Here is a 25,806-nt window from a genome sequence, read left to right on the forward strand (position 1 = left end):
GGCGGACCGGCATGGTATGCGTGTCATACGCAGCTTCGTCGCCTGCCATTACAAGACGTGCAGGCCGCCGGGCGCCCGGCCTCTGTCACGGCAGGGAAGCCGGTGCTATGTGTTGCCTCCCGCCGGGTCAGGTGGGCCACAAGGAATTCGTGAGCAAAGCCATGTCCGTCTCGTCCGCTGCCCGTGCGATGGTCCCCTCCCTCGAGGGTTCCGCCAAGCCGCCGGCGGATGTGAACGCCTATATGCTCGACCTCGGCCGCAAGGCGCGGGCCGCCGGCCGCATCCTCTCCGTTGCCGCTGCGAACCGGAAGACGGCGGCCCTGAAGGCCGCTGCCGCCGCCATCCGCGCCGCCGCGCCCGCCATCCTGCAGGCCAATGCCCGGGACCTGGAGCGCGCCAAGGCCGATGGGATGAGCGCTGCTTTCCAGGATCGCCTCGCGCTCACCCCGGCGCGGGTGGAGGCCATCGCCGCCGGCGTGGACATGGTCTCGGCGCTGCCCGATCCGGTGGGCGCTGTCACCGAGAGCTGGACGCGGCCGAACGGCCTGAAGATTGAGCGTGTGCGCACGCCGCTCGGCGTCATCGGCGTCATCTATGAAAGTCGGCCCAACGTGACTGCGGACGCTGCGGCCCTGTGCCTGCGCGCCGGCAACGCGGTGATCCTGCGCGGCGGCTCCGACAGCTTGAATTCATCCGGCGCCATCCATGCCGCCTTCGTGCAGGGTCTGCGGGAAGCCGGATTGCACGAGGATGCGGTGCAGTTCGTCCCCTTCGCCGACCGCGCCGCCGTGGGTGCCATGCTGGCGGGGCTCGGCGGCAATCTGGACGTGATCGTGCCGCGCGGCGGCAAGGGCCTGGTGGGGCGGGTGCAGAGCGAGGCCCGCGTGCCGGTCTTCGCGCATCTGGACGGCATCGTTCATGTCTATGTGCACGGGGCTGCCGACCTCGACATGGCCAAGACCGTGCTTCTCAACGCCAAGATGCGGCGCACTGGCATTTGCGGCGCGGCGGAGACGCTGCTGGTGGATGCGGCCTGCGCCTCCACCCATCTGGCGCCGCTGGTGAAGACGCTCCTGGACGCGGGCTGCGAGGTGCGCGGCGACGCGGCGACCCAGGCCGTCGACCACCGGGTGAAGCCGGCGGTGGAGGCGGATTGGGACACGGAATATGAGGATGCCATCATCTCCGCCAAGGTGGTTGATGGCATCGACGCAGCGATTGCCCATATCGAGGGTCACGGCTCCCACCACACCGATTCCATCATCACGGCGGACGCGGCGGCGGCGGCCAAGTTCCTGTCGGAAGTGGACTCGGCCATCGTGGTACACAACGCCTCCACCCAGTTCGCCGATGGCGGCGAGTTCGGGTTCGGTGCCGAGATCGGCATCGCCACCGGCCGCATGCATGCGCGCGGCCCGGTGGGCGCTGAGCAGCTCACCACCTTCAAGTATCGCGTGCACGGCGCCGGCCAGACCCGCCCGTGATGCCGGAGCATCGGCCCGTGCGCGTGACGCAGGCGGAGGCCGAGCGCCTGCCCATGGCCGTGCCCGGCCTTCGGGTGGGCCTGTTCGGCGGCTCCTTCAATCCGGCCCATGAGGCGCACCGCGCCGCCAGCCTCCTGGCTCTGAGGCGGCTGGGGCTGGACCGCATCTGGTGGCTGGTGACACCGGGCAACCCCTTGAAGGACAATCATCGCCTGCCTTCCCTCGCCCATCGCGTGGCGGCGGCGCGCAAGGTGGCGCGCCATCCGCTCATCGACGTGACCGGTGGCGAGGCCATGCTCGGCACCCGCTATAGCTGCGAGACCGTCGAGCGGCTGAAGCGGCGCATGCCGCGCCTGCGCTTCGTATGGATTATGGGGGCGGACAATCTCGCCACCTTCCACAAGTGGCAGAGCTGGCGGGAACTGGCCGATCTCGTGCCCCTGGCGGTGGTGGACCGCATGGGCTCCTCGCTTGCCGCCACCGCTTCCATTGCCGGGCGCGCGCTGGCCAAATATCGCATCGATGAGAGCGACGCGGCCATCCTGCCGACCTTGTCCGCGCCGGCCTGGGTGTTCCTGCACGGCATGAAATCGCCCGTCTCCTCCACCCGCATTCGCGCCGCACAAGAAGCGGGGCAAGGAAGAGGGGCGGGGGAGGGAGCGCGAAATCCTTGATGTTTGCTGGATTTTAAGGCATTGTTAGCGGTGCGGCTCCAGGGATCGGCTTCGTCGGTTCCCAGGGGGCCGTTGATTTGATCGAGAGGATCTGGACCCCTGTCCACGACGGCTCTTCTGGCGGCCGCCCCCACCCCGGCGCCCGCTTCAGTCTCCGAAGCGCAGCTTGATGCGGAGGAGATTCTCGCCTTCGTCACTGCCAGCCTCGATGACGACAAGTCGGAAGACATCGTCTCCATCGACCTGCGGGGCAAGACATCCATCGCCGATTATATGGTGATCGCGTCCGGCCGCTCGCAGCGGCATGTGGGCGCTGTCGCCGATCACCTGATCGAGGGCCTCAAGGCCAAGGGCGTGCGCAATGTGCGCGTCGAGGGTCAGCCGGCTTGCGATTGGGTGCTGATCGACGCGGGCGACGTGATCATCCACGTCTTCCAGCCGGAAGTCCGCAGCTTCTACAATATTGAGAAGATGTGGTCCGGCACCGCGCGCGCCTGAGCGTTCGACGGCCGCGCCGCGCGGAGGAGGTGCGGTGCGCCTGCAGCTTGTCTGTGTCGGCCGCCTGAAGGCAGGCGCCGAGCGGGAATTGGTTGGCCGCTATCTGGATCGGGCGAAAGCCTCCGGCCGCGCGCTGGGGCTTGCCGGCTTCGAGGTGGCCGAACTCTCCGAATCCGCCGCCCGCCGTGCCGAAGACCGCATGTCCGAGGAAGGCGGGGCTATCCTCGCTGCCCTTGCTCCGGGCGCCCGCATCGTGGCACTGGACCCGCGCGGCAAGCCTCTGACCAGTGAAGACTTTTCCGCCCGTATCGCCACCGTGCGCGATGCCGGCGCCCCGGCCATGGCCTTCGTCATCGGCGGAGCGGATGGTTTGAGCCCTGCCGTGCGTGAGAAGGCCGACCTGCTTCTCGCCTTCGGCGCCGCCACCTTTCCCCACCAATTGGTGCGGGTGATGCTGGCGGAACAGCTCTATCGCGCCACCACCATCCTCTCAGGCCATCCCTATCATCGAGCTTGAGCGGGCCACTCACCGCCCCGGCAGGCTGGCGCCGCCATCGACTCCGATCACCTGCCCGGTGATGAAGCTCGCATCCTCCGAGAGCAGGAAGGCGATGGCGGCGGCCACTTCTGCCGGCTCGCCCACGCGCCCCATGGGCACGGCCCGCAGCGCCCGCGCTTCCGATTCGCTGCCCGGCGGGCGGGCGCTGCGAAACAATTCCGTTCCGATGGGGCCAGGGGCCACCGCGTTGCAGGTGATGCCGAAGGGCGCCAGTTCCAGCGCCCAGGTGCCGGTGCACCCCATGAGCGCCGCCTTGGCGGCGGAATAGGCGGTGCGGTCGATGCTGCCATGCATGGCCCGGCTTACCACATTGACGATGCGGCCATGGCGGCGCGCTTTAAGGCCCTCGACAAAGAACTGCGTGACCTGCACCGCCGAGCGCAGGTTCAGGTCGATCACAGCCTGGAAGGTGGCAAGATCCACCGCGCCGAAAGGCTGGGGCATGACGGCGCCCACATTGTTGACGATGCCCGACACAGTGAAATGGCTCGCCACCTCCTCCAGTGCGGCGGTGGTGGCGACGACGTCGGAGAGGTCGCAGGCGATGAGTGTGCCGGGAAAGGCCACATCCTCGACGCCCCGGGCTAGACCGACCACGATCCGCCCCTCGCCAGCCAGACGCTGGGCGGTGGCAAGGCCGATGCCCTTGGAAGCGCCGGTGATGAGAATGGCGGTCTCGTCCATGCTGCCCCTCTCCTTCCTTATCGCGCCCCTGGCGCTTTGCCGGCATTTGGCCGGTCATGGTTTACGTCTCCTAAACCCGGCCCGGTTAAGGCTGCGTTCATGACCGCACGTCCGCGCCGGCACGCTCGCATCCTGACCCTCGGGGGCCTCGTCCTCGCGGGCGCCGGGCTGTTGCCGGCCGTGCTGGAGGCGCAGACCGCGCAGAAGCCCAGCCCCCCCGCCACCGCGTCCCCGCCGCAGCCGGCACCCCCCTCCCCCTTGCCGAAGCCGCGCCCCGGAGGGCGGGCGAATCTCGGGGAGTTGGACCTCGATACGGAGGCCATCCGAGCGGAGATTGCCCGCAACGCCGCCTTCCAGACCACGCTGCGCCAGGACCTTGAGGCCGCCCGCACGGATCGCGGCAAGCTCAACCGGCTTCTGTTGGATGCGACCACCCGCATCCGCACCGTCGAGCAGCAATTGATCGACCTGGAGCCGCGCCTCGCCACCCTCGACCGGTCCGCCGCGGATCTGCGGCAGTCATTGCTGCAGCGCCGCGACCTCCTGGCCGAGGTGCTGGCGGCCTTGGTGCGCATGGGCCGCAATCCGCCGCCCGCCTTGCTCATGCGTCCGGACGATGCGCTCGATTCCGTGCGCTCCGCCATCCTTTTGGGCGCGCTCCTGCCCGAATTGCGGGTGGAAGCGGAGACGCTGGCTGCCGACTTGAGCGAACTGTCCCGTGTGCGCGCCGAAATGGTATCGGCGCAGGATGCCTTGAAGGGCCTGCGCACGGCCCTGGAAGAGGACCGGGTGCGCATCGGCGCCCTGGTGGAAGAGCGCCAGAAGCGGGAGGCGGAAGCGCAGGTGGCCCAGCCGGGCGACCGGGCGCAGGCGGAGCTGGTGGCCCGGAACACTCCGGACGTGCACGATCTCGTGACCCGGCTCGAAACCGAGGTGGCTCCGGCGAGCCGCGCGGCCGATGCGGCCAAGGCGGGCACGGGAGCGTCTGTCGCCGAGGGCGCGCCCGGAACCACCGAACTGGCGGCCCTGTCCAACCCCGGACGACTGTCCCCCGCCATGCCGTTCGCGCAGGCTAAAGGCTTGCTGCCGCTACCGGTCGCGGGGGTGCGGGTGCGGGAATTCGGTGCCACCGATGCGGTGGGGGTCACCGAGAAGGGGCTCACCATCGCCACCCGCGCGGGCGCCCAGGTGGCATCCCCGGTGGATGGCTGGGTGGTCTATGCAGGACCCTTCCGCAGCTATGGGCAACTCTTGATCATCAATGCCGGCGGCGGGTACCATATCTTGATGGCGGGGATGGAACGGATTTCGGTCGATCTCGGCCAGTTCGTCCTGACGGGGGAGCCGGTCGCGGTGATGGGCGGCGGATCACGATCTGCCGGTTCAGCCTCGGGACAGCCGCAATTGTATGTCGAGTTCCGAAAAGACGGAGTCTCGATCGACCCCGCCCCATGGTGGGCGGCAACGGACAGTCAGAAGGTGCGCGGATGATGCGTCGTACGTCTTTCTTTGTTGTCGGCGTCGCGGCCGGCGCCTTGGGGGCGGTTCTCGCCACCCAGCCGGGCATGCTGTCCAGCATGGCGGCGCAGGCGGCATCGTCCGACACCTACCGCCAGTTGAATCTCTTCGGTGACGTGTTCGAGAAGGTCCGCTCCGACTATGTGGAGAAGCCGGACGACGCCAAGCTGGTGGAAGCGGCCATCAACGGCATGCTCGCCGGCCTCGACCCCCATTCCTCCTACATGGACGCGAAGAGCTTCCGCGACATGCAGGTGCAGACCCGCGGCGAGTTTGGCGGCCTCGGCATCGAGGTCACCATGGAAGACGGCCTTGTGAAGGTCATCTCGCCCATCGACGATACCCCGGCCTCCAAGGCGGGCGTGCAGGCCGGCGATATCATCACCAAGCTCGACGGCGAGCAGGTGCAGGGCATGACCCTGAACCAGGCGGTGGAGAAGATGCGCGGCGCGGTCAATACGCCGATCACGCTCACCATCGTGCGCAAGGGCCAGGACAAGCCGATCGAGATCAAGGTGGTTCGCGACACCATCCGCATCAAGTCGGTGCGCTCGCGCGTCGAAAATGGCGATATCGGCTATGTGCGTGTCACCTCGTTCAACGAACAGACCTACGACAACCTGAAGAAGGCCGTCGAAGATCTCACCGCGCAGATCGGCCCCGACAAGATCAAGGGCTACATCCTCGACCTGCGCAACAATCCCGGTGGACTGCTCGACCAGGCCATCGCGGTCTCCGACGCCTTCCTCGACCGGGGCGAGATCGTCTCCACCCGCGGCCGCAACGCGGACGAGACGCAGCGCTTCAACGCCCGCAACGGCGATCTGACCAAGGGCAAGCCGATCATCGTGCTGACCAATGGCGGCTCCGCCTCGGCCTCCGAGATCGTGGCCGGTGCGCTGCAGGACCACAAGCGGGCGACGATCCTGGGCTCGCGCTCCTTCGGCAAGGGCTCGGTGCAGACCATCATCCCGCTCGGCGGCAATGGTGCCCTGCGCCTGACCACCGCGCGCTATTACACGCCATCGGGCCGCTCCATCCAGGCCAAGGGCATCGAGCCGGACATCGTGCTGGTGCAGGACCTGCCGGACGAGCAGAAGGCCAAGATCACGGCCGCTGGTGGCGACACCACCCGCGGCGAGGCTTCGCTGAAGGGCCACCTGAAGAATGGCGAGGACGAGCAGGCGGGTTCGCCCTCCTACGTGCCGCCGGATCCCAAGGACGACACCCAGCTCAAGATGGCAGTGGACCTCTTGGAGGGCACCATCAAGAACGCGGCCTTCCCGCCCAACCCGACCAAGGCCAGCGTCGCCAACTGATCGGCGCCGCGCCTGTTCGGCTCCCATGCCCGCCGGGGAAACCCTGCGGGCATTTTTATTTTTGCGGGCGTGTCCGCGATTCAGATCAATGCACAGGCAACGCCATCGGGTGCGAATCGCAGTTTTGCGCGCCGCACGCCCAAAGCCTTGAGCTATCGGCGCCAGAAACGGCGCGTACACAGGGAAAGCGGCGGATCTGACGCAGCGGCACATGGGCCGCGGGGCTTCGATTTATGCCCCTGCGTCAGCGAAAAAAGCGCCTTTGCGGCGGCCGGTGCGGCAATGCGGCACGAATGTGGGAGATCGGTCATGTTGCCGCGTCGCAAAGCCTGTGTTAGGCAACCCCCGCAAATCGGGAACCGGCTCTGACGTGTTTCCGAGGGCGCACATCGATATTCCCAACAGATCAAGGGTTTGGGCATTGGACAGCGTGCTGGGCGCTGTCGGGCCACAAGATCCGAGAGAGGCGCGGGTGGCGGAGACGATCGTGTCAGGCATGGCGGGGCGCTATGCGACCGCACTGTTCGAGCTGGCTGATGAGGCCGGATCCATCGACGCCGTGAAGGCGGATCTCGACACCCTGGGAGCACTCATCCAGGACAGCCCGGATTTCGCGCGGCTGGTTCGCAGCCCCGTCTTCACGGCCGATGAGCAGCTCAAGGCTGTGGTCGCGGTGCTGGAGAAGCTGGGCGTCGGCGGTCTCGCCGGAAATTTCGTGAAGCTCGCGGCGCAGAATCGTCGGCTGTTCGCGCTTCCCGCCATGGTCTCGGCCTATGGCGCGCTGGTCGCCGCCCGCCGGGGCGAAGTGACTGCGCAGGTCACCGCCGCCGAGCCCCTGAGCGACACCCATATTGCCGCGCTGAAGGCAGCGCTGGCTGAAAAGACCGGCAAGGACGTGAGTCTCGACGTCACCGTCGATCCGTCCATCCTCGGTGGTCTGATCGTGAAGCTCGGCTCACGCATGGTCGATGCTTCGCTCAAGACCAAACTCAATTCTATCCGGCATGCGATGAAAGAGGTCCGCTGATGGACATTCGAGCCGCTGAAATTTCTGCCATCCTGAAAGAGCAGATCCAGAATTTCGGCCAGGAGGCGGAAGTCTCGGAGGTCGGCCAGGTTCTGTCCGTCGGCGACGGTATCGCTCGCGTCTATGGCCTCGACAATGTCCAGGCCGGCGAGATGGTCGAGTTCGAGAATGGCACGCGCGGCATGGCGCTGAACCTCGAAATCGACAATGTCGGCATCGTGATCTTCGGCTCCGACCGTGAGATCAAGGAAGGCCAGACCGTCAAGCGCACCGGCGCCATCGTGGACGTTCCGGTCGGCAAGGGTCTGCTGGGCCGCGTCGTGGACGCGCTCGGCAATCCCATCGACGGCAAGGGCCCGATCATGTTCGAGACGCGCCGCCGCGTCGACGTGAAGGCCCCCGGCATCATTCCCCGCAAGTCCGTGCACGAGCCCATGCAGACCGGCCTCAAGGCGATCGACGCCCTGATCCCGATCGGCCGCGGCCAGCGCGAGCTCATCATCGGCGACCGCCAGACCGGCAAGACCGCCGTGGCGCTCGACGCCATTCTCAACCAGAAGCCCATCAACCAGGGCACGGACGAGAAGGCCAAGCTCTATTGCGTGTACGTCGCGGTGGGCCAGAAGCGCTCCACCGTCGCCCAGTTCGTGAAGGTGCTGGAAGAGCAGGGCGCGCTGGAATATTCCATCGTGGTCGCCGCCACCGCCTCCGACGCGGCCCCCATGCAGTTCCTGGCGCCGTTCGCCGGCACCGCCATGGGCGAGTATTTCCGCGACAACGGCATGCACGCGCTCATCATCCATGACGACCTGTCCAAGCAGGCGGTCGCCTATCGCCAGATGTCGCTGCTGCTGCGCCGTCCTCCGGGCCGCGAGGCCTATCCGGGCGACGTGTTCTACCTCCACTCCCGCCTGCTCGAGCGCGCCGCCAAGCTCAATGACGAGAACGGCGCCGGCTCCCTGACCGCCCTGCCGGTCATCGAGACCCAGGCGAACGACGTGTCGGCCTATATCCCGACCAACGTCATCTCCATCACCGACGGCCAGATCTTCCTGGAGTCGGACCTGTTCTACCAGGGCATCCGCCCGGCGGTGAACGTCGGCCTGTCTGTGTCGCGCGTGGGCTCCTCGGCCCAGATCAAGGCGATGAAGCAGGTGGCGGGCAAGATCAAGGGCGAGCTCGCCCAGTATCGCGAGCTGGCGGCCTTCGCCCAGTTCGGCTCCGACCTCGACGCCGCCACCCAGAAGCTGCTGAACCGCGGCGCCCGCCTCACCGAGCTTCTCAAGCAGGGCCAGTTCTCCCCGCTGAAGGTCGAGGAGCAGGTGGTGGTGATCTTCGCCGGCACCAACGGCTACCTGGACGCCCTGCCGGTGAGCAAGGTGCGCGAGTTCGAGCAGGGTCTCCTGCTGGCCCTGCGCTCCCAGCACCCCGAAATCCTCGACACCATCCGCACCTCCAAGGAGCTCTCCAAGGACACCCAGGAGAAGCTGGTGAAGGCCCTCGACGCCTTCGCCAAGAGCTTCGCCTGAGCCCTGACGGACGCTCTTCGGCTTCCGATGGAAAGTGACGCAAAGGGACGGGTGCGATGGCGAGCCTGAAAGACCTACGAAACCGCATCGCCTCGGTGAAGGCGACGCAGAAGATCACCAAGGCGATGCAGATGGTCGCCGCGGCGAAGCTGCGTCGCGCCCAGATGGCGGCGGAAGCCGCCCGCCCGTTCGCGGAGCGTATGGATGCGGTCCTCGGCAACCTGGCCGGGGGCATGACCACCAGTGCGGATACCCCGCTGCTGCTCTCGGGCACCGGTTCTGACCAGCGGCACCTGCTGCTGGTCTGCACCGGCGAGCGCGGCCTGTGCGGTGCCTTCAACACCTCCATCGTGCGCCTGGCGCGCGAGCGGGCGCAGTCGCTGATGGCGCAAGGCAAGGACGTGAAGTTCTTCTGCGTCGGCCGCAAGGGCTATGACCAGATCCGCCGGCAGTTCCCCAACCAGATCGTCGAGCTGGTGGACCTGCGTTCGGTGCGGACCCTGAGCTTCATCAACGCCCAGGACATCGCCCACAAGGTGATTTCCCTGTTCGAGCAGGGCAGCTTCGACGTCTGCACCCTGTTCTATTCCAACTTCAAGTCGGTGATCGCCCAGATCCCCACGGCCCAGCAGATCATTCCCGCCACCTTCGAGGCGAAGGCCGGCGAGGCGGTGATCTATGATTATGAGCCCGAGGAAAGCGAGATCCTGGCGGACCTCCTGCCCCGCAACATTGCGGTCCAGGTCTTCCGCGCTTTGCTTGAGAATCAGGCCTCCTTCTACGGCGCCCAGATGAGCGCCATGGACAATGCGACGCGCAATGCGGGCGACATGATCAAGAAGCAGACGCTGGTCTACAACCGGACCCGTCAGGCCATGATCACGAAGGAACTCATCGAAATCATCTCCGGCGCCGAAGCGCTCTGACGGCAGCGGGACGGATAAAGGACGACGAAAATGGCGAACCCCACCGGACGCATCACCCAGGTCATCGGCGCCGTCGTCGACGTGCAGTTCGACGATCACCTGCCGGAAATCCTCAACGCGATCGAGACCACCAACCAGGGCAACCGCCTGGTGCTCGAGGTGGCCCAGCATCTGGGCGAGAACACCGTCCGCGCCATCGCCATGGACTCCACCGAGGGTCTGGTGCGCGGCCAGGCGGTGACCGACACCGGCGCCCCCATCCTGGTGCCGGTGGGCGAGGCCACGCTCGGCCGCATCATGAACGTCATCGGCGAGCCGGTGGACGAGCTGGGCCCGGTGGTCGGCGAAGCCGTCCGCGCCATTCACCAGCCCGCTCCCTCCTATGCGGAGCAGTCCACCGAAGCCGAGATCCTCGTCACCGGCATCAAGGTGGTGGACCTGCTGGCCCCCTATTCCAAGGGCGGCAAGATCGGCCTGTTCGGCGGCGCGGGCGTCGGCAAGACCGTGCTGATCATGGAGCTCATCAACAACATCGCGAAGGCGCACGGCGGCTATTCCGTGTTCGCCGGCGTGGGTGAGCGCACCCGTGAGGGCAACGACCTCTATCACGAGATGATCGAGTCCAAGGTGAACGTGGACCCGCACGAGCACAATGGCTCGTCCGCCGGTTCCAAGTGCGCCCTGGTCTATGGCCAGATGAACGAGCCTCCGGGTGCCCGTGCCCGCGTGGCGCTCACCGGCCTCACCGTCGCCGAGCACTTCCGCGACCAGGGCCAGGACGTGCTGTTCTTCGTGGACAACATCTTCCGCTTCACCCAGGCCGGTTCGGAAGTGTCCGCTCTGCTGGGCCGCATCCCCTCCGCGGTGGGCTATCAGCCGACGCTCGCCACCGACATGGGCGCGCTCCAAGAGCGCATCACCACCACCACCAAGGGCTCCATCACCTCGGTGCAGGCCATCTACGTGCCGGCGGACGACCTCACCGACCCGGCGCCCGCTGCCTCCTTCGCCCATCTGGACGCCACCACCGTGCTCTCGCGCTCCATCGCGGAGAAGGGCATCTACCCGGCGGTGGATCCCCTGGACAGCACCTCGCGCATCCTCTCGCCCATGATCCTGGGCGAGGAGCACTACACGGTGGCCCGCCAGGTCCAGCAGACCCTGCAGCGCTACAAGGCGCTCCAGGACATCATCGCGATCCTGGGCATGGACGAGCTCTCCGAAGAGGACAAGCTGGTGGTGGCCCGCGCCCGCAAGATCGAGCGCTTCCTCAGCCAGCCCTTCCACGTGGCGGAAGTCTTCACCGGCTCGCCCGGCAAGCTCGTCGACCTTGCCGACACCATCAAGGGCTTCAAGGGCCTGGTGGAAGGCAAGTACGACCACCTGCCCGAGCAGGCCTTCTACATGGTGGGTTCCATCGAGGAAGCCATCGAGAAGGGCAAGAAGATGGCCGCAGAGGCGGCCTGATCGATCCGGGAACCCCGAACGGGGGTTCCGGTTCTAGGACAAGGACGGCCGCGCTTGCCGCGCGGCCGCTGCCGCAGCCCAGGGCGGATCGATCCATGTGAGATCGGCGTCCGGGCCGGCAATGTGACGGCGGATTGAGAGGCAGACATGGCCAACTTCACGTTTGAGCTCGTTTCGCCCGAGCGGCTGATCTTTTCCGGCCAGGTGGACAGCGTCGATGTCCCCGGCTCCGAGGGTGATTTCGGCGTCGGCGCGGGCCACGCGCCCTTCATCGCCACGCTCCGGCCGGGCATCCTGACCATTCACGGCCAGGGCGCCCCCAAGCGCATGTTCGTGCGCGGCGGCTTTGCCGAGGTGAACGGCGCGGGCCTGACCGTGCTCGCCGAGCGCGCCACGCCGGTGGAGGAAATCCACCTGGACCAGCTGCGCCAGCTCATCAAGGACGCCCAGGAAGACCTGGCGGACGCCCGCTCCGACGAGGCCAAGACCAAGGCCCAGACCCAGCTGTCCGACCTCCAGCAGGTGCTGGACGTTCTGACCCAGCAGGGCGGCACCGCACACTGAGGCGAATTTGGCGCCAGCCATCGATTGAGACACAAAAGGGGAAGGCCCGCGCCTTCCCCTTTTTGCATTGAGGGTGTTGGAAAGCCGAAGCTGGAGCCTGGCCTGGGGCGGGGAGGGGGCCTTGCCGGCGGCTCCCTGTAGGAAAGCGTGGCTCTGCGAGCCCGCCGCCTCGCCGCGCGAGTGGGGGCTCGGATCCACTTCTCGGCCCCAGGGGCCGCGTTTGTCAGACCGCGAAGCGACGGAATTCGTTGGCCACCCGCTCATAGACGGGCCGCTTGAAGGGCACCACCAGTTCGGGCGCGCGCTCCAGGCTTTCCCAGCGCCAGGCCATGAACTCCGCCTTGTGGTGTCCGCCGCCGGGTTTGAGGATCTCGATCTCCCCCTCGTCCCCGGTGAAGGCGAAGGCGAACCATTTCTGGGTCTGGCCACGATACTTGCCCCTCCAGGCCTGGCCGACGATGCGGCCGGGAAGGTCGTAGGACAACCAGTCCTCGATCTCGCCCAGCTTCTTCACCGAGCGGATGGACGTCTCCTCATAAAGCTCGCGCAAGGCGGCCTCATACGGGTCCTCGCCCTTGTCGATGCCGCCCTGGGGCAATTGCCAGGAATAGGTCATGTCCACATGCTCGGGGCCGCCGGCGCGCTGGCCCATGAAGACACGGCCGGCACGATCGAAGACGGCGATGCCCACGCAGGGGCGATAGGGAAGGTCATCGGACGAGCGCATGGGCGGCGGATCCTGTGGCTGAAGCGGTCGGGCTCCAGATAGCAGATCGCGCCGCGCCGCGCGCGGGCCTTGCGCCGCACGCGGCCGGTCCGGAGCGCCCACTGCCCGGGGAAGCGGGGGCCACCCCGAGGCCCGGGCGTGCCCTCAATGGGTGAGGGCGCGATGGTGGGGGAGGGCGGTCGATCCCCAGGCGCGCAGCGAGGCCCAGGTGCGCCGCTCCAACTGGAAGCGGTCCACCGGAACCGAGGCGCCGAGCGCCTTCACGCGGCACAGGCCCACCCCGCACCACTGGAACGCGCACTTCTCCAGCACCCGGCGAGAGGCCGGATTGACCACGCGGGCGGCGCCCAGAATGCGGTCGTGGTCGGTCTCGGAGAAGACGAAATCGATGATGGCACGCACCGCCTCGGTGGCGATGCCGCGCCCCCAATGGGGCTCGCCGATCCAATAGCCGATCTCGGGCGCGCTCTCGCCCTTGCGCTGGCCGAAGCCGCACATGCCGGCGAAGGCGAAGCCGCCTTCCTGCTTTAGGAAAATGGCGAAGGTGATGCCGTTGGCGGTGGCGGCCAGGGTGTCGACGAAGGCGCGGGCGTCCGACGGGCGATAGGGATGGGGCAGGTTCGCGGTCATTTCCGCGATCCGGACATTATTGGCAAGGGCTGCAATGGCGGGCACGTCCTCGACCCGGGGCATGCGGAGCACGAGCCGCTCGGTTTCGAGGACGGGGATACTGCTCTCCTGGAGCAGGACCTGCGACGGGCACTCGACGATGGTCATGGCGGGCTCCTTGCCTCAAGGGTCTTCAGGACCGTGCGGACAAAACAAAACCGGGGAGACTGCCCGTCTCCCCGGTTTCATTCAGGAGCCAATGACACCCATGTCAGGCTCCCACCGGTTCGACGAGACCGGCGGGACCCTGCATTTTCAGGTCTCGCCGCTTATTCGGCCGCCTCAAGGGCGGGGACAACGGATACGAAGGTTCGGTCGTTGGCTTTGGTGCGGAACTCGACTTTGCCCGGAATGAGGGCGAACAAGGTATGGTCCTTGCCCATGCCCACATTGGTGCCGGGATGCCATTTGGTGCCGCGCTGGCGCACGATGATATTGCCGGCAATGACCTCTTGGCCGCCGAACTTCTTCACGCCAAGGCGGCGGCCGTCGGAGTCGCGACCGTTGCGGGACGAGCCGCCTGCTTTCTTATGAGCCATCTGAGCTCTCCAATCCTAAGATCAGGCGTCGGCAGCGGCCTCGGCGGCCGGCGCGTCCTGGGTGGTCTGGGCAGCCTTGGCGCTTTCGCCGCCGGGGCCGGTGATCTCGGTGATGCGCACCACGGTCTGCTCCGCGCGGAAGCCCCGCTTGCGGCGCGAATTCTGGCGGCGGCGCTTCTTGAAGGCGATCACCTTATCGCCGCGGGTCTGTTCCACCACCTCGGCGGTGACGGTGGCACCGTCAACGAGGGGGGCACCAATGACCGTGGCCGCGCCGGCCACCATGAGAACCGGGAAGGACACGCTCGCGCCGGCTTCGGCCTCGATCTTGTCCACCGTGATGACGTCGTCGGCGGCGACGCGATACTGCTTACCGCCTGTCTTGATGACCGCGAACATCTTGTCTCGCTTTCGTGTTCAGCCAAGCCTCGAAGGGCCGGCTTCTTTCGGTCGGGCTGGGATATGGGGCGCATGTCCCCACGCGAAGGGTGTCCCCTATCTGCGGGAGGCCTTTTTGTCAATGCGAAAAGGCCGGGGATGGCTTGCATCAATGCCGGCAAATCCTGCCCGCCTGCGGCTTCCGGTCTCAGTTTGGCATCGCTAAAAGGAGTCCAACACAGGGGGACATCATGCGTGACAAAGAGGCCGGCATGCCGGACGAGGTGCCGTCCATCCGCACCATCGCCATGCCGGCGGACACCAATCCCAATGGCGATATCTTCGGCGGCTGGCTCATGTCGCAGATGGACCTTGCCGCCGGCAATGTGGCCACCCGCCGGGCGCGGGGCCGCGCGGCCACGGTGGCGGTGGAGGCCATCACCTTCCTCGGTCCGGTAGCCGTGGGCGACGAGGTGAGCCTGTTCGCCAAGCTCACCAAGATCGGCCGCACCTCCATGCGCATCGAGGTGGAGGCCTGGCGGCGCGAACGGGCGAGCGAGGAGACCTTCAAGGTCACCGAGGCCACCTTCACCTTCGTGGCCATCGACGAGGTCGGCCGACCCCGTGCCATTCCAGTGGAGTGAGGCGCCTCAGGCCGTCGCCGGCGCGGCGGCCGTGGCGGCGATGGCATCGGTGATCTGGCGCAGCGTGCCCGCATGGGCCGCGATGGCCTCGTCCAGCGACAAGGCGGAGCGGATCCAGATCATGGACACCACCGCCACCATGCGCCCCTCCATCAGGACGGGGGCGGCGATGCTGGAGGTCTTGGGGCGGAACTCGCCGCCATCGCGCACGCCGAGGCCCCGGCGGCGCACATCCTCGATCATGCGCGTGAGCCAGGCCTCTTCCAAAAAGGGCTTGTCCTCCGGCTCGTCGAGCCGCCGCAGATGGTCGAGAATCATCACCCGTTCCTCGGGCGCGCAGAGCGCCAGATAGGTGCGCCCGGCGGAGGTGCGCAGCATGGGCAGGCGGTAGCCGATCATGCCCCGGTCGATGGAGAGCGGCGAGCGGGTGTGGGTGGTCTCCTGGATCACCATGGCCGCATTCTCATAGACGGTGAGGTCCAGGGGCCAGACCAGCTTGGGGCCGAACGTGCCGAAGACGGGGCCTGCCGCCTGGCAGACCCGCGAATGGGCGGCATAGCCATCCCCAAGGCTCGCCGCGAGGCGCGTCACCCGCACCTGGGCGGAGGAGGCGGAGAAGGAGAGATAGCCTTCCTCCTCCAGCGTCTGGATCAGCCGGTAGACGGTGGGCCGGGGAATGTTGAGGGCGCGGGCGATGGCCGAGGCGCCGGCGCTGCCCACCGAATTCACATAGCGCAGCACGGCGAGGCCGCGGCTCAGCGCCCGCACGCTCTCGCTTTTGTCCTGTGTCTCCTTGTGCTGGCCCGCCGGGCGGGGCGCCGCGTCGGTCTCGTCCATGGCTGGTCCGTTCGGCCGAGGGGATCGGCCCATGCGATGAACCGCCCCCGCCGGCCGCACGTCAAGCCCGGTGCCGATGGGTCGCCGGGGCCGGCTGCCCTTCAGCGGTCAGTCGCCCCAAGATGCGCAGCGGCCGGGAGCGTCACCGCCCCCCCCAGACCGGTGACGCTGCCTCTGGTCGCAGGCGTCGCCCAAGGGAAGGCGCGAACGTCCGGGGGAGGGCCCTTCGATTGGAGGGTCAGGCCGCCGAGGCGTGGGCCGGCCGATAGGGGGCAAGGGCCTGGGAAAGGGCGGCCAGTTCCGCGGCATCATGGGCCGCACCGGCCACATAACGGTCCGGCCGCACCAGGAGGGCGGACGTGTCCGCCTCGTCGAGCAGCGCGGCGAGGGCTGGTCCGTCGGTCTCGGTGAGCACCGCGATGCCCGCCTCGGTGAAGCCGCGCCGCACGCCTTCGCTGGCGGCGCGCCAGAGGCTCTCGCGCACCAGCAGGGCGAAGCCGTAGCCCACCGCCTCGTCGAGCCGCCGGCCGTCGGCGAGGCGCGGCTGGGGAATGCGCTGGCCGGCCCGGTCCGCCCGCCCGGCGGCAAGGCCCGCGCCCAGCTGCGGCACCCGGCTTTTCAGGCGGGCCACCCCGTCTTCGTCGCGGAAGGCGCTGGCGAGGGCCGCCTCGGTGTTGCAGGTATTGATGAGGCCGCCGAGGCGCATGGCGGTCTCGATATAGGCGCGGGCGTCCGGCGCGCGCTCGCTCTGATAGGTGTCGAGCAGGGCATCGGCCGCATGGCCGTTGACCACCGCCTCCAGTTTCCAGGCGAGGTTGGCCGCGTCCCGCACCCCCGAGCACATGCCCTGGCCCATGAAGGGCGGGGTGAGGTGGGCAGCGTCCCCGGCCACCAGCAGGCGCCCGGCGCGCCACTGGCGGGCCACGGCGGAGTGGAAAGTATAGACGGCGGCCCGCTCCAGTTCCGCCTCCTCCGGCTTCAGCCAGGGGGCGAGCAATTCCCACACCTTGCGGGGCGTGGTCATGGTGGCGGCGTCCTCGTGCGGGTGCACGGTGATTTCCCACCGCCTGCGGTCGCCGGGGCCGCGCACATAGGTGGCGGGGCGGGCCGGGTCGCAATATTGGATGGTGTGGTCGCCCAGCTCCGGCTTGTCCCGCCGCAGCATCACGTCCAGCACCAGCCAGCGTTCGTGGAAGCCGAGGTCCTCCAGGGAGGACCCCATGAATCGGCGCACCAGCGAGCGGCCGCCATCGCAACCCACCACATAGCGGGCGCGCACGGCACGGGGTGTGCCGGTGCCCAGTTCCTCATAGCGCACCTCGACGCCGGCGCCGTCATCGGTGAAGGCGAAGACATCGCAGCGGGTGCGCACCTCCACGGAGGGGAAGCGCGCGAGCCCGGCACGCAGGATGCGCTCCAGGTCCGGCTGGTGGAAGCGGTAGCTGGCTTGCCAGCCTTGCGGGCTCTCGCCCGGCGGGCGGGGCCAGTCCAAAAGCAGGGCGCCCTGCGCATCCACGAAGCGCATGCCGGGATTGCAGCGTGTGGTGGGCTCGATCTCATCCGCGAGGCCGATGGCCTGGAAGACGCGCATCACCTCGTCGTCGAAATGCACGGCGCGGGGCAGGTGGTAGGCATTGGTCTCGCGCTCCAGCACCAGGGTGGAGACGCCCTTCTGCCCCAGCAGATTGGCCAGGCACGCCCCCACCGGGCCGAGGCCCACGATGGCAACGTCGAAGATGTGGTCGGTATCGGTGAGCGTGGACATTTGGGTCCCTCGCGGATGTCAGGGGAAGAGGGAAGGGCTCAGCCGGGGACGTGACCATAGAGCCAGGGGCAATCCACCACCGCCGGGGCGCGGACGCCGTTGGCGGCGGCGTCGAGCCGCATCTGGCGCAGCCGCGCGCGGGGCTCTTCCGGCAGATAGAGCCGCTCATGGCCCCAGAAGCTCGGCCCCACAAAGGTCTCGTGGGGCTCCCAGGTGGCCGGATCGATCACCCGCCCGCCCCAGCCATTCTCCACGAAGAAGCCGGAGGGCGAATGGGCGTAGAAGGAGGTCATGTAGTCGTTGGTGTGCCGGCCCAGCGTGTAGGCGACCCGGCCCTCCTGCAACTGGGCGAGGTCATAGCCCTGGCCGACATCGTCGAGATTCTTGAACTCCACCATGAAGTGATGGAAGCCCGTCTGGCCCGAGCCCACCATGGCGAAGGAATGGTGGCGGCCATTCACATGGAAGAAATAGAGCGGATAGGGGGTGAGCCCGTAATCGGAGACGTGGAAGCCGAGGAGATCCCGGTAGAAGGGCAGGAGCGCCTCGATGCGCACGGCGTGCAGCACCGCATGTCCCATGCCCAGCGCGCCGGTGTTGAAGCCGGAAATGGGCCGGCCGGGCACGAAGGGATCTTCCGCCCGCATGGGATTGAAGAACAATTCCACCCGGTTGCCGTCGGGATCGTCGAAGGTTATGAGGTCTTCAACGAAGCGCTGGTCGGCAAGGCCGCGCGTGCCCCGCTTCACCGCGACGCCAGCGGCCTCAAGTCGGGCGCCGAAGGCGTCGAGGTCGCCCTTCTCCTCCACTTCCCAGCCGATGGCGGCCAGCGTCGAGCCGGGCTCATTGGCGACGAACAGGCGCTGGCGCTGGTCGTCCATGCGGAAGGTGGCGTGGCCGGAGGTGACATCCACCGCCTGCATGGCGAGGAGGCCGGAGGCGAAATCGCGCCAGTCCCTCATCTTGTCGGAGCGGATGCCCAGATAGCCCAGTGCGATGACGCCCATGGCTCAGTCCTCCAAAGCGGAAAATCGGATGCGGGGTGAGGGCGCGCGGGCCGTTGGCCGGTCCGCGCGCCAGGGATCAGGGACGCGGGGCGCCTGCTGCGGGCAGTTCGGTGCCCAGCGCCTCGGAGGCCGGCACGTTGTCGCGCCGGGTGATGTGGAAGCTCGCCCAGAAGCTCAAGGCGGCGCACAGCGCGATATAGAGCGAGGGCGCGGCAGGCATCTGGGTGCGCTCGATGAGCATGGTGGCGGCCAGCGGCGCGAAGCCGGACAGGATGGTCACGCTCACATTGTAGGACAAGGCGATGCCGGAAAAGCGCACCTTTGTGGGGAAGAGGTTCGCCAGCAGCGAGGGCCAGATGCCGCTCGCCAGCGAGAAGACCAGCGACAGGAGGCTCAGCACCAGCACCACGCTGGCATGATTGGCCAGCATCATGAAGAGCGGCACGACCGTGATGACCATCAGCGCCGAGCCGATGCGCAGGATCTGCTTGCCGGGCACATGGTCCCCCGCCCAGCCGGCAATGATGAGGCCGATGGAGGACACCACCAGCGCCGAGGTCATGCCCAGCGCCACTTCCGGCGCCGCATAGCCCAGCGAACGCACCAGGAAGGCAGGCATGAAGCCGTAGAGCAGGCCGTTGAAGCCGGCGATGATGGCGGCGATGCCGGCCGCCACCACCAGCGAGCGGCCATGGTCGCGCACCAGCTCCTTGAGCGGATGGCGGGAGGCCTTGCCGTGCAGGTTCACGAATTCCGGCGATTCCTCCAGCTTGCGGCGCAGCGCGAAGGAGACGATGCCGATGACGCCGCCGAACAGGAAGGCGATGCGCCAGCCATAGGCCGCCACGTCCTGGGGCGGCAGGGCATATTGGATGCCGAGATTGACCAGGGTGGCGATCAGCACGCCCACATTCACGCAGAAGATGATGAAGCCGCAGGCAAGGCCCGCCCGCCGGGGCGCCGCCTCCACCGCATAGGTCACCGCCCCCGGCAATTCGCCGCCGAGGCAAATGCCCTGCACCAGGCGGAAGGCCACCAGCAGCAGCGGGGCCGCGAGGCCCCAGGTGGCATAGGAGGGCAGGAGGCCGATGGCGATGGTGGCCAGCGTCGTCAGGCCCAGCGAGGCGATGAAGACCGGGCGGCGGCCATAGCGGTCACCAAGCCCGCCCAGCAGCACCCCGCCCAGCGGCCGCGCCAAGAACCCCAGCGCCAGAACCGAGAAGGACAGGATGAGCGACACATAGGGGTCGCTGGTGGGAAAGAACTGGGCCGAGATATATTGGACGAAAATGCCGTAGATGATGAAGTCATAGAATTCCAGCGAGCCGCCGAGGCTGGCCAGCATGATGATGCGCCACTGCGCGCGGCTGAGCCGGGGCGCGGGAGCGGCGGATGGGGTGGCGATGGCGCTCATATGTCCTCAGGCCCTCCGTAAGCCTTCTTGATGGGCGGGAATTGGCAATGGGGGATCGTTCGCCCGGCGGGTTGGCGCCGGACGGGGGGGCTTGTGCCTGTCGGGGCGCCGGGAGTGACCCGGAGCGCGCGACTGGCATGGACCCCGCCGGCGGCGCGCGTCGCGGTGAAGACGGCGCCGGGGCGTGGCGGGCGGGATCTGGGCGTCGGGAATGCGAACGGGCGTCCGTCGCGCCTCTCCTGACGGGCGGGCACGCGGGCGCCGGGGGCGCGAGGTCGGCTCGGGTGGGGATCTGCCGGTGCAGGGCGACCGCCCCACGCGGCCACGTCAGGCCACCGTGACCTTAAGGGACCCCAGCGCCGTCAGGGCCAGATGGGCGTGGGGGCTTGGCCGCCATCAGGGCGCGGGGTGGATGTGCCTCGGTCTCATGGGTTCCTCCCGTGTTTCTTATCTGTCCGAGATAGGCCCCTGCGACCGCATGCAACAGCGGAAAACCCCTCCTGTCCGCCTGGCGGACAGGAGCCTGCGTCATTCCGTACACGCCAGCGGCCGTGGGACCTGCCAAGGCGAGGCTTGATCCAGGGCGCCGCCACGGCCAAGGTCCGCCGTCTTCTGTTTCGTGCCCGAGCCCCCTCGCGATGCGCCTGCCCGTTCCGTCCGCCGTCCTGTCCGCTGCGCTGCTTCTCACGGCTGCGGCAGCCCCATCCTTTTCGCCCGCTCTTGCCGCCGATCTTTCCACCCCTGCCGCCGCTGTCACCGTGCCTCCGCCCATGGTGGATGCGGCCAAGTACCAGCTGACCCTTTATGGCTGGGCGACAGCACTGAACGGACATACGGGCGTGCGCGGCTGGCCGGCGGCCAATGTGGACATTTCCGCCATCGACGCTTTGTCCAATCTGGACGGGGCTGTCATGGGCTCGTTCATGGTGAAGAAGTCGGACTTCACCTTCCTGATGGACGTGGTCTACGCGAATCTCTCGGCCGGCTCGACGGCGGGGCGGGACGGGGCGAGCTATGCCAGCCTTGGCGTTAAGCAGGCCATCGTCTCCGGGCTGCTGGGCTATCGCCTGCCGGTGGGGCTGCCGCAGAACGTGGACCTGAGCGCCACTGTGGGCTTCCGCTACCAGCATCTGTCCGGCGACTTCCAGCTTCAGACGCCGTTCTTCGGGCTGCCGCTCAGCACCAGCGGAAACCAGGACTGGGTGGACCCCACCATCGGCCTGATGCTCAATTATGCCATCACCGACAAATGGTTCCTGAATGTCATCGGAGATGTGGGCGGCTTCGGGCTTGGCTCGAAGATCACGGCCCAGGGCTTTGCGTCACTGGGCTATATGTGGACGCCCAACCTCTCCACGGCGGTGGGCTACCGGGCCATCTATACGGACTATGTGAATGACGGCTTCGTCTATGACATGACGCAGCACGGCGTGTTCCTGTCCGCCGCCTATCATTTCTGAAGCGCGGCCTGCGGCCGCCTCACCAGCGCAGCAGGCGCCGGCCCAGAAGTGCGCCGAGCCCAGCCACGGCGAGAATGGCGAGGCCGTACCAGGTCAGCACGAAGAAGGCGGAATCGTCCGGGCAGTGGAAGGCATAGACCGCCGCGCCAAGGCCCCCCGCCAGGAAGCCCGCCGCCGCGCCGGCCTCCGCCGGCCGCGCCGGGGCGCCGCGCCGCAGGGCCATCAGGGCCGCGCCCAGCACCGGGAGAGAGAGCAACGGCACATAAGCGAGGCAATAGGGGGCAAAGCGGCCGATCAGGCCGGGCATCCAACTGCGTTCGGGGGTGGTGAGCATCTCCCCCGCGCAGCCCGCGAGCGCCACAGCGAGCGGCAGGAGGATGATGGCCCAGGACGGTCGCCGCGCGCCTGGCCGGGCAAGGCGCAGCGCGAGCGCGCCGGCCGAGGACGCCATGGCGAGTGCGACGCCGAATTTCAGCAGGATGCGCGGGTCCATCATCAGCCCCGCCAGTCCGGGCCGGATATTCAGCGTCGCTGCGAACAGGAGGGCGGCGCCCGCAAGGCCAGCCACGAGCGCGCCCGCGAGCCCGGCTTCAAGGCTCGGGCCAGGGCGGGGATCAGCGGCAAGGGCTCGGATCAGGTCGTCGGTCTTCACACGCGTCATCCTATTCCGTTTCTTCGCCGCGCAGCCGGTCGGCGAGGCGGGCGAAGGCGCGGTGCAAATTCACCCGTACGGCACCAGGCGTCAGCCCGAGGCGGCTCGCCGTCTCGCCCACGGAGGCCCCCTCCACGGCGATGGAGGTGAGCACATCGCGCTGGCGCGGCGGCAGCATGGCGAGATGGCGCTGCACGTCGCGATCATCGGTGCCGGGCCGCTCCTCCTGCGCGGGGAGGATTTCGGCGAAATCCTCGATGGGCACCTCCACCCGCCGCCCGCGCCGCCGCAGATGGTCCACGAACTTGTTGCGGGCGATCGTCCACAGCCACGGACCCAGCGGATCCGACGCGCGCCAGGTGTGCCGCTTCAGATGCACCGCCAGCAGGATCTCCTGCACCACGTCCTCGCTCTCGCCCACCCCCAGGCCGATGCTGGAAAAACGCCGACGGACGGCCGCGCGCAACGCCGGCGCCAGTTCGCGCAGGAGCTGCTCATAGGCCGTCTGGTTGCCGGCAAGCGCATCCCGCATGCCTTGCGCCCAGCGCCTTTCGCGATCGTCCATCCACGCTTTCCCAAACGTCAGTTCGCGCGACGAGGCCCCGGCGTTACATGCGCCCGTCCCTCACTGTGTTCGTACCGCACGTCCCGCGAATGGCAAATGCAAAGGCTGGCAGGGTGATGCGGCATGGGGATGCTCTCAGGAAGCTTCGGTCTTTTCAGAATGGCGGGCCCGGAAGCGGCTCACCTTATCGCGGTTGCCGCACACGCTCATGGAGCACCAGCGGCGGCGCCCGTTGCGGCCGCCATCATAGAAGACCATGTTGCAGGCCGGATTGGCGCAGTGCTTGAGCCGTTCCGGCTCGAAGTCGCAGAGGAAGCGGGCGACATCGAGCGCGATGGCGGCCTCGGCGCCGCCGGCCTCCTCGCGCAGGACATAGCGGTCCCCCTCGATTGCCATGCGCGGGTGCAGATGCACAGGGGCGAGCGCGCGATTGGCTGTGTCCGCGATGTCCGCGCGTGGCGGGCCGCCCTTCGCCAGATCATCGAAGAGGGTGCGCAGATCCCGGCGCAGGCCGAGCACGGCCTTGTGGGCCTTGGCCAGCGCGGAGGGCGGTGGTGGCTGCAACCGGGCCAGCACCGCCCAGAGCGCGAAATCGTCTGGCGTGGCGATGAGGTCGCGGGGGCCGTCCCCAGTCATTGGGGTGGTGTTGAGGAGGTCGATCCACAGCCGCCCGCCCAGGAACGGCACGCCGTCGCGGAAATCCCCCTCCGTGTGACGGGGGGCCGGATCGGGGGCGGCGGGCTTGCGGGCGTGGGGCATCAAGGTTCCGGCGGCTGGCGCGAACCTCCCGCATCTAGGATGCGCCTCGGGCTGGCGCAAGCGAGGCCGGCTGAGCAATGCCCGCCGGCCCGCCGGCCGTGCGCTATGGGGCCGTGCGATCGAGGAAGGCGAGGGTGGCGGCGGCGATCTCGTCCACATGGGTTTCGAGGGCGAAGTGTCCGGCCTCGAAGAGATGCACCTGCGTATCCGGGATGCACGCCTTCACATGGTCGACGCCCGCGAGCGTGAAGAAGGGGTCGTTCTTTCCCCACACCACCAAGGTGGGCGGCTGGCGGGCGCGCAGATATTCGGCGAAGGCGGGATAGAGGGCCACATTGTCCTGGTAGGCGTGCAGCAATTCCAGCTGGATGGCGTCATTGCCGGGCCGGTCGAGGCCCGCTTGGTCGACGATATAGCTCTCCGGCGCCACCCGCTCGGGCCGGGAGGCGCCATGCAGATATTGGAAGCGCGTCGTGTCGGCGGTGAGCAGGTTGCGCACGGGGACCTCCGTCTCGGCGGTGCGGTTTTCCCAGAAGGGGGCGATCTGGGCCACCACATCGGGGTTCCAGCCCTCCACATTGGCCACCGCATTCTGGAAGATGAGCCCGAGCACCCGCTCGGGGCGGCGCAGCGCCAGGCGCAGGCCGACGGGGCCACCATAATCCTGCATGAACAGCGTGTAGTCCGCCGCGCCCACCGCCTGGGTGAAGCCCTCGATCACCTCGGCGAGGCTGGCGAAGGAATAGGGAAAGGCGTCCGGCGCCGGGGCGGACGAGGTCCCAAAGCCCGGATAATCGGGCGCCAGCACCCGGTAGTGGCCGGCCAGAAGGGGAATGAGCTCCCGGTACATGTGGGAGGAAGACGGGAAGCCGTGAAGCAGCAGCACCACGGGGGCATCGGCGGGGCCGGCCTCGCGATAGGCGATGGTCAGGCCATTGACGGTGACGGTGCGGTGGAGGGCGCGCGTCGACGCTCCCGCGGGAGAGGCAGGCATTGGAAAATCTCCTGGTGTGGCAGAGGGGCGCCCGGCCGATTGCGGCCGGGCATCGGCCCGGTGATGGAGCAGGGATAGGGGTGAAGGATGTAACCTATCAATTATAATTTTATTGGTTACATTCGGATTCCTACACCAACGCCTCCAGTCGCGCCCGCAGGCGCGGAACGGCGAAATCCACGAAGCTGCGCACCTTGGCTGCGGCAAGGCGCGCCTCGGGATGCACCACATGCACCGGCATGGGCGGCGGCTCGAACTCCTCCAGCAGCAGCCGCAACCGCCCGTCTTTCACCGCATCCGCCACCTGATAGGACAGGACGCAGGTGATGCCCCGCCCCTCAATGGCGGAATCGATGGCCGCTTCCGCGCCCGTCACCGCAAGGCGCGGGCGGATCTCCACCGGCCCGCGCCCCCGGCCGGTGGGAAAGGCCCAGCCCTGGCCTTCCGAAATCTGGCCGAAGGTGATGCAGGGCAGGCCGGACAGGTCATCGGGCGTTGCGATGGGGGGCAGGCGCTCCAGCAGGGCGGGGCTGGCGCAGACCACCCGACGCACCTCGCCCACGCGGCGCGCAATCAGCCCGGAATCCGGCAGGCGGCCGATGCGGATGGCCACGTCCATGCCCTCGTCCACCAGATGCACCATCCGGTCGAGCAGCAGGAGGCGCCCCTGCACCTCGCCATGGGCATCGAGGAAGTCATCCAGGATGGGGCGCACATGGCGGCGTCCGAACACCGCCGGCGCGGTGAGGGTGAGCACGCCGCGCGGCGCCAGATGCTCGCCCGAGGCCTGGGCGAAGGCCTCGTCATAATCCGCCAGCAGCCGCCGGCAGGCGATGAGGTGGCGTTCCCCCGCCTCGGTGAGATGGAGCGCGCGGGTGGTGCGCCGCAGCAGGCGCGTGCCCACCTGCTCCTCCAGGTCCGAAAGCGCACGGGAGACGGCGGTGGGCGAACGCCCCAGACGCCGGGCGGCAGCGGCGAGGCCACCCGCATCCACCGCCAGCACAAAGGCCCGCATGGCGTCGATCCGGTCCATTTCCGTTTCCCTTCGTGCGAGATCCGCAAGAATGTCTTGCGGCTTATGTTCATTCTACGCAGCAATGGGCGCGGATATTTCATGGCGCACCGGCCAAATCGGCCGCCCGTTCCA

At 68.0% G+C, this 25,806-nt stretch carries 27 protein-coding genes; 13 read left to right on the plus strand and 14 right to left on the minus strand.

Annotated elements, in window-relative coordinates:
- Positions 1 to 188 precede the first annotated feature (188 nt).
- From J5J86_RS14370 to rlmH, 4 genes are all read left to right on the plus strand, one after another.
- Positions 189 to 1,484, plus strand: coding sequence for a glutamate-5-semialdehyde dehydrogenase (locus J5J86_RS14370; RefSeq protein ID WP_247658536.1), 1,296 nt, complete (start codon positions 189 to 191; stop codon positions 1,482 to 1,484).
- 53 nt (positions 1,485 to 1,537) lie between these two features.
- Positions 1,538 to 2,158, plus strand: a complete 621-nt coding sequence (locus tag J5J86_RS14375) for a nicotinate-nucleotide adenylyltransferase (protein ID WP_247658539.1) — start codon at positions 1,538 to 1,540, stop codon at positions 2,156 to 2,158.
- A 117-nt stretch (positions 2,159 to 2,275) separates the two neighbouring features.
- Positions 2,276 to 2,656, plus strand: a complete 381-nt coding sequence (rsfS, locus tag J5J86_RS14380) for a ribosome silencing factor (protein WP_247658547.1) — start codon at positions 2,276 to 2,278, stop codon at positions 2,654 to 2,656.
- 34 nt (positions 2,657 to 2,690) lie between these two features.
- Positions 2,691 to 3,173, plus strand: a complete 483-nt coding sequence (rlmH, locus tag J5J86_RS14385; RefSeq protein ID WP_209099123.1) for a 23S rRNA (pseudouridine(1915)-N(3))-methyltransferase RlmH — start codon at positions 2,691 to 2,693, stop codon at positions 3,171 to 3,173.
- 9 nt (positions 3,174 to 3,182) lie between these two features.
- Here rlmH and J5J86_RS14390 read toward each other — a convergent pair whose 3' ends face one another.
- Entirely contained in the window at positions 3,183 to 3,899 is a 717-nt protein-coding gene (locus tag J5J86_RS14390; protein WP_209099125.1) for an SDR family oxidoreductase, read from the minus strand.
- A gap of 99 nt (positions 3,900 to 3,998) precedes the next feature.
- On the opposite strand from J5J86_RS14390, the gene J5J86_RS14395 reads away from it, so the two are divergent.
- From J5J86_RS14395 to J5J86_RS14425, 7 genes are all read left to right on the plus strand, one after another.
- Positions 3,999 to 5,390, plus strand: a complete 1,392-nt coding sequence (locus J5J86_RS14395; RefSeq protein ID WP_209099127.1) for a murein hydrolase activator EnvC family protein — start codon at positions 3,999 to 4,001, stop codon at positions 5,388 to 5,390.
- The gene (locus J5J86_RS14400) at positions 5,387 to 6,736 is read left to right on the plus strand and encodes a S41 family peptidase (protein WP_209099129.1); all 1,350 of its coding nucleotides are present in this window, start codon (positions 5,387 to 5,389) and stop codon (positions 6,734 to 6,736) included. The genes J5J86_RS14395 and J5J86_RS14400 overlap by 4 nt, the downstream gene beginning before the upstream one ends.
- Before the next feature lie 496 nt (positions 6,737 to 7,232).
- A complete protein-coding gene (locus J5J86_RS14405) occupies positions 7,233 to 7,763 on the plus strand; it encodes a F0F1 ATP synthase subunit delta (RefSeq protein WP_247658549.1) in 531 nt (176 codons plus the stop codon).
- On the plus strand, positions 7,763 to 9,292 hold the full coding sequence (gene atpA / locus J5J86_RS14410) for a F0F1 ATP synthase subunit alpha (RefSeq protein ID WP_209099133.1): 1,530 nt from the start codon (positions 7,763 to 7,765) through the stop codon (positions 9,290 to 9,292). Before J5J86_RS14405 ends, atpA begins: the two co-directional genes overlap by 1 nt.
- Before the next feature lie 56 nt (positions 9,293 to 9,348).
- Positions 9,349 to 10,218 (plus strand): F0F1 ATP synthase subunit gamma, encoded by an 870-nt coding sequence (locus J5J86_RS14415; RefSeq protein WP_209099135.1) that lies wholly within the window; start codon positions 9,349 to 9,351, stop codon positions 10,216 to 10,218.
- A gap of 30 nt (positions 10,219 to 10,248) precedes the next feature.
- Positions 10,249 to 11,685 carry a F0F1 ATP synthase subunit beta gene (gene atpD, locus J5J86_RS14420; protein ID WP_209099137.1) on the plus strand — a complete coding sequence of 479 codons (1,437 nt, stop codon included), beginning with the start codon at positions 10,249 to 10,251 and terminating at the stop codon, positions 11,683 to 11,685.
- A 147-nt stretch (positions 11,686 to 11,832) separates the two neighbouring features.
- Positions 11,833 to 12,249, plus strand: a complete 417-nt coding sequence (locus tag J5J86_RS14425; RefSeq protein WP_209099139.1) for a F0F1 ATP synthase subunit epsilon — start codon at positions 11,833 to 11,835, stop codon at positions 12,247 to 12,249.
- Positions 12,250 to 12,472: 223 nt separating this feature from the next.
- On the opposite strand, the gene J5J86_RS14430 is transcribed toward J5J86_RS14425, so the two are convergent.
- From J5J86_RS14430 to rplU, 4 genes are all read right to left on the minus strand, one after another.
- Positions 12,473 to 12,976, minus strand: a complete 504-nt coding sequence (locus J5J86_RS14430) for an RNA pyrophosphohydrolase (RefSeq protein WP_209099141.1) — start codon at positions 12,974 to 12,976, stop codon at positions 12,473 to 12,475.
- Between the two features lie 144 nt (positions 12,977 to 13,120).
- Positions 13,121 to 13,753 carry a GNAT family N-acetyltransferase gene (locus tag J5J86_RS14435; protein ID WP_209099143.1) on the minus strand — a complete coding sequence of 211 codons (633 nt, stop codon included), beginning with the start codon at positions 13,751 to 13,753 and terminating at the stop codon, positions 13,121 to 13,123.
- A gap of 161 nt (positions 13,754 to 13,914) precedes the next feature.
- The gene (rpmA, locus tag J5J86_RS14440; RefSeq protein WP_209099145.1) at positions 13,915 to 14,184 is read right to left on the minus strand and encodes a 50S ribosomal protein L27; all 270 of its coding nucleotides are present in this window, start codon (positions 14,182 to 14,184) and stop codon (positions 13,915 to 13,917) included.
- 21 nt (positions 14,185 to 14,205) lie between these two features.
- Complete coding sequence (rplU, locus tag J5J86_RS14445) at positions 14,206 to 14,583, minus strand: 50S ribosomal protein L21 (protein WP_209099147.1); 378 nt, start codon at positions 14,581 to 14,583, stop codon at positions 14,206 to 14,208.
- A 230-nt stretch (positions 14,584 to 14,813) separates the two neighbouring features.
- Here rplU and J5J86_RS14450 point away from each other — a divergent pair, with 230 nt between their 5' ends.
- Positions 14,814 to 15,206 (plus strand): acyl-CoA thioesterase, encoded by a 393-nt coding sequence (locus J5J86_RS14450; RefSeq protein ID WP_209099149.1) that lies wholly within the window; start codon positions 14,814 to 14,816, stop codon positions 15,204 to 15,206.
- A 6-nt stretch (positions 15,207 to 15,212) separates the two neighbouring features.
- Here the strand turns inward: J5J86_RS14450 and J5J86_RS14455 are convergent, their stop codons facing one another.
- The 4 genes from J5J86_RS14455 to J5J86_RS14470 form a co-directional block, all read right to left on the minus strand.
- A complete protein-coding gene (locus J5J86_RS14455; protein ID WP_209099151.1) occupies positions 15,213 to 16,043 on the minus strand; it encodes a DNA-binding transcriptional regulator in 831 nt (276 codons plus the stop codon).
- A 238-nt stretch (positions 16,044 to 16,281) separates the two neighbouring features.
- Positions 16,282 to 17,808: a bifunctional 3-(3-hydroxy-phenyl)propionate/3-hydroxycinnamic acid hydroxylase MhpA gene (gene mhpA / locus J5J86_RS14460; protein ID WP_209099153.1), complete on the minus strand. Its 1,527-nt coding sequence runs from the start codon at positions 17,806 to 17,808 to the stop codon at positions 16,282 to 16,284.
- A gap of 38 nt (positions 17,809 to 17,846) precedes the next feature.
- A complete protein-coding gene (locus tag J5J86_RS14465) occupies positions 17,847 to 18,815 on the minus strand; it encodes a VOC family protein (protein ID WP_209099155.1) in 969 nt (322 codons plus the stop codon).
- A 76-nt stretch (positions 18,816 to 18,891) separates the two neighbouring features.
- Complete coding sequence (locus J5J86_RS14470) at positions 18,892 to 20,229, minus strand: MFS transporter (RefSeq protein WP_209099157.1); 1,338 nt, start codon at positions 20,227 to 20,229, stop codon at positions 18,892 to 18,894.
- Positions 20,230 to 20,867: 638 nt separating this feature from the next.
- On the opposite strand from J5J86_RS14470, the gene J5J86_RS14475 reads away from it, so the two are divergent.
- Complete coding sequence (locus J5J86_RS14475; RefSeq protein ID WP_209099158.1) at positions 20,868 to 21,689, plus strand: hypothetical protein; 822 nt, start codon at positions 20,868 to 20,870, stop codon at positions 21,687 to 21,689.
- 19 nt (positions 21,690 to 21,708) lie between these two features.
- Here the strand turns inward: J5J86_RS14475 and J5J86_RS14480 are convergent, their stop codons facing one another.
- From J5J86_RS14480 to J5J86_RS14500, 5 genes are all read right to left on the minus strand, one after another.
- On the minus strand, positions 21,709 to 22,341 hold the full coding sequence (locus tag J5J86_RS14480) for an NrsF family protein (RefSeq protein WP_209099160.1): 633 nt from the start codon (positions 22,339 to 22,341) through the stop codon (positions 21,709 to 21,711).
- Positions 22,342 to 22,351: 10 nt separating this feature from the next.
- Positions 22,352 to 22,906, minus strand: coding sequence for a sigma-70 family RNA polymerase sigma factor (locus J5J86_RS14485; RefSeq protein WP_209099162.1), 555 nt, complete (start codon positions 22,904 to 22,906; stop codon positions 22,352 to 22,354).
- A 135-nt stretch (positions 22,907 to 23,041) separates the two neighbouring features.
- Positions 23,042 to 23,665 (minus strand): CGNR zinc finger domain-containing protein, encoded by a 624-nt coding sequence (locus tag J5J86_RS14490; protein ID WP_209099164.1) that lies wholly within the window; start codon positions 23,663 to 23,665, stop codon positions 23,042 to 23,044.
- 103 nt (positions 23,666 to 23,768) lie between these two features.
- Complete coding sequence (locus J5J86_RS14495; protein ID WP_209099165.1) at positions 23,769 to 24,659, minus strand: alpha/beta fold hydrolase; 891 nt, start codon at positions 24,657 to 24,659, stop codon at positions 23,769 to 23,771.
- 130 nt (positions 24,660 to 24,789) lie between these two features.
- Positions 24,790 to 25,692, minus strand: coding sequence for a LysR family transcriptional regulator (locus J5J86_RS14500; RefSeq protein WP_209099168.1), 903 nt, complete (start codon positions 25,690 to 25,692; stop codon positions 24,790 to 24,792).
- Positions 25,693 to 25,806: the final 114 nt, after the last annotated feature.

Source organism: Aquabacter sp. L1I39 (assembly GCF_017742835.1).
GTDB lineage: Bacteria > Pseudomonadota > Alphaproteobacteria > Rhizobiales > Xanthobacteraceae > L1I39.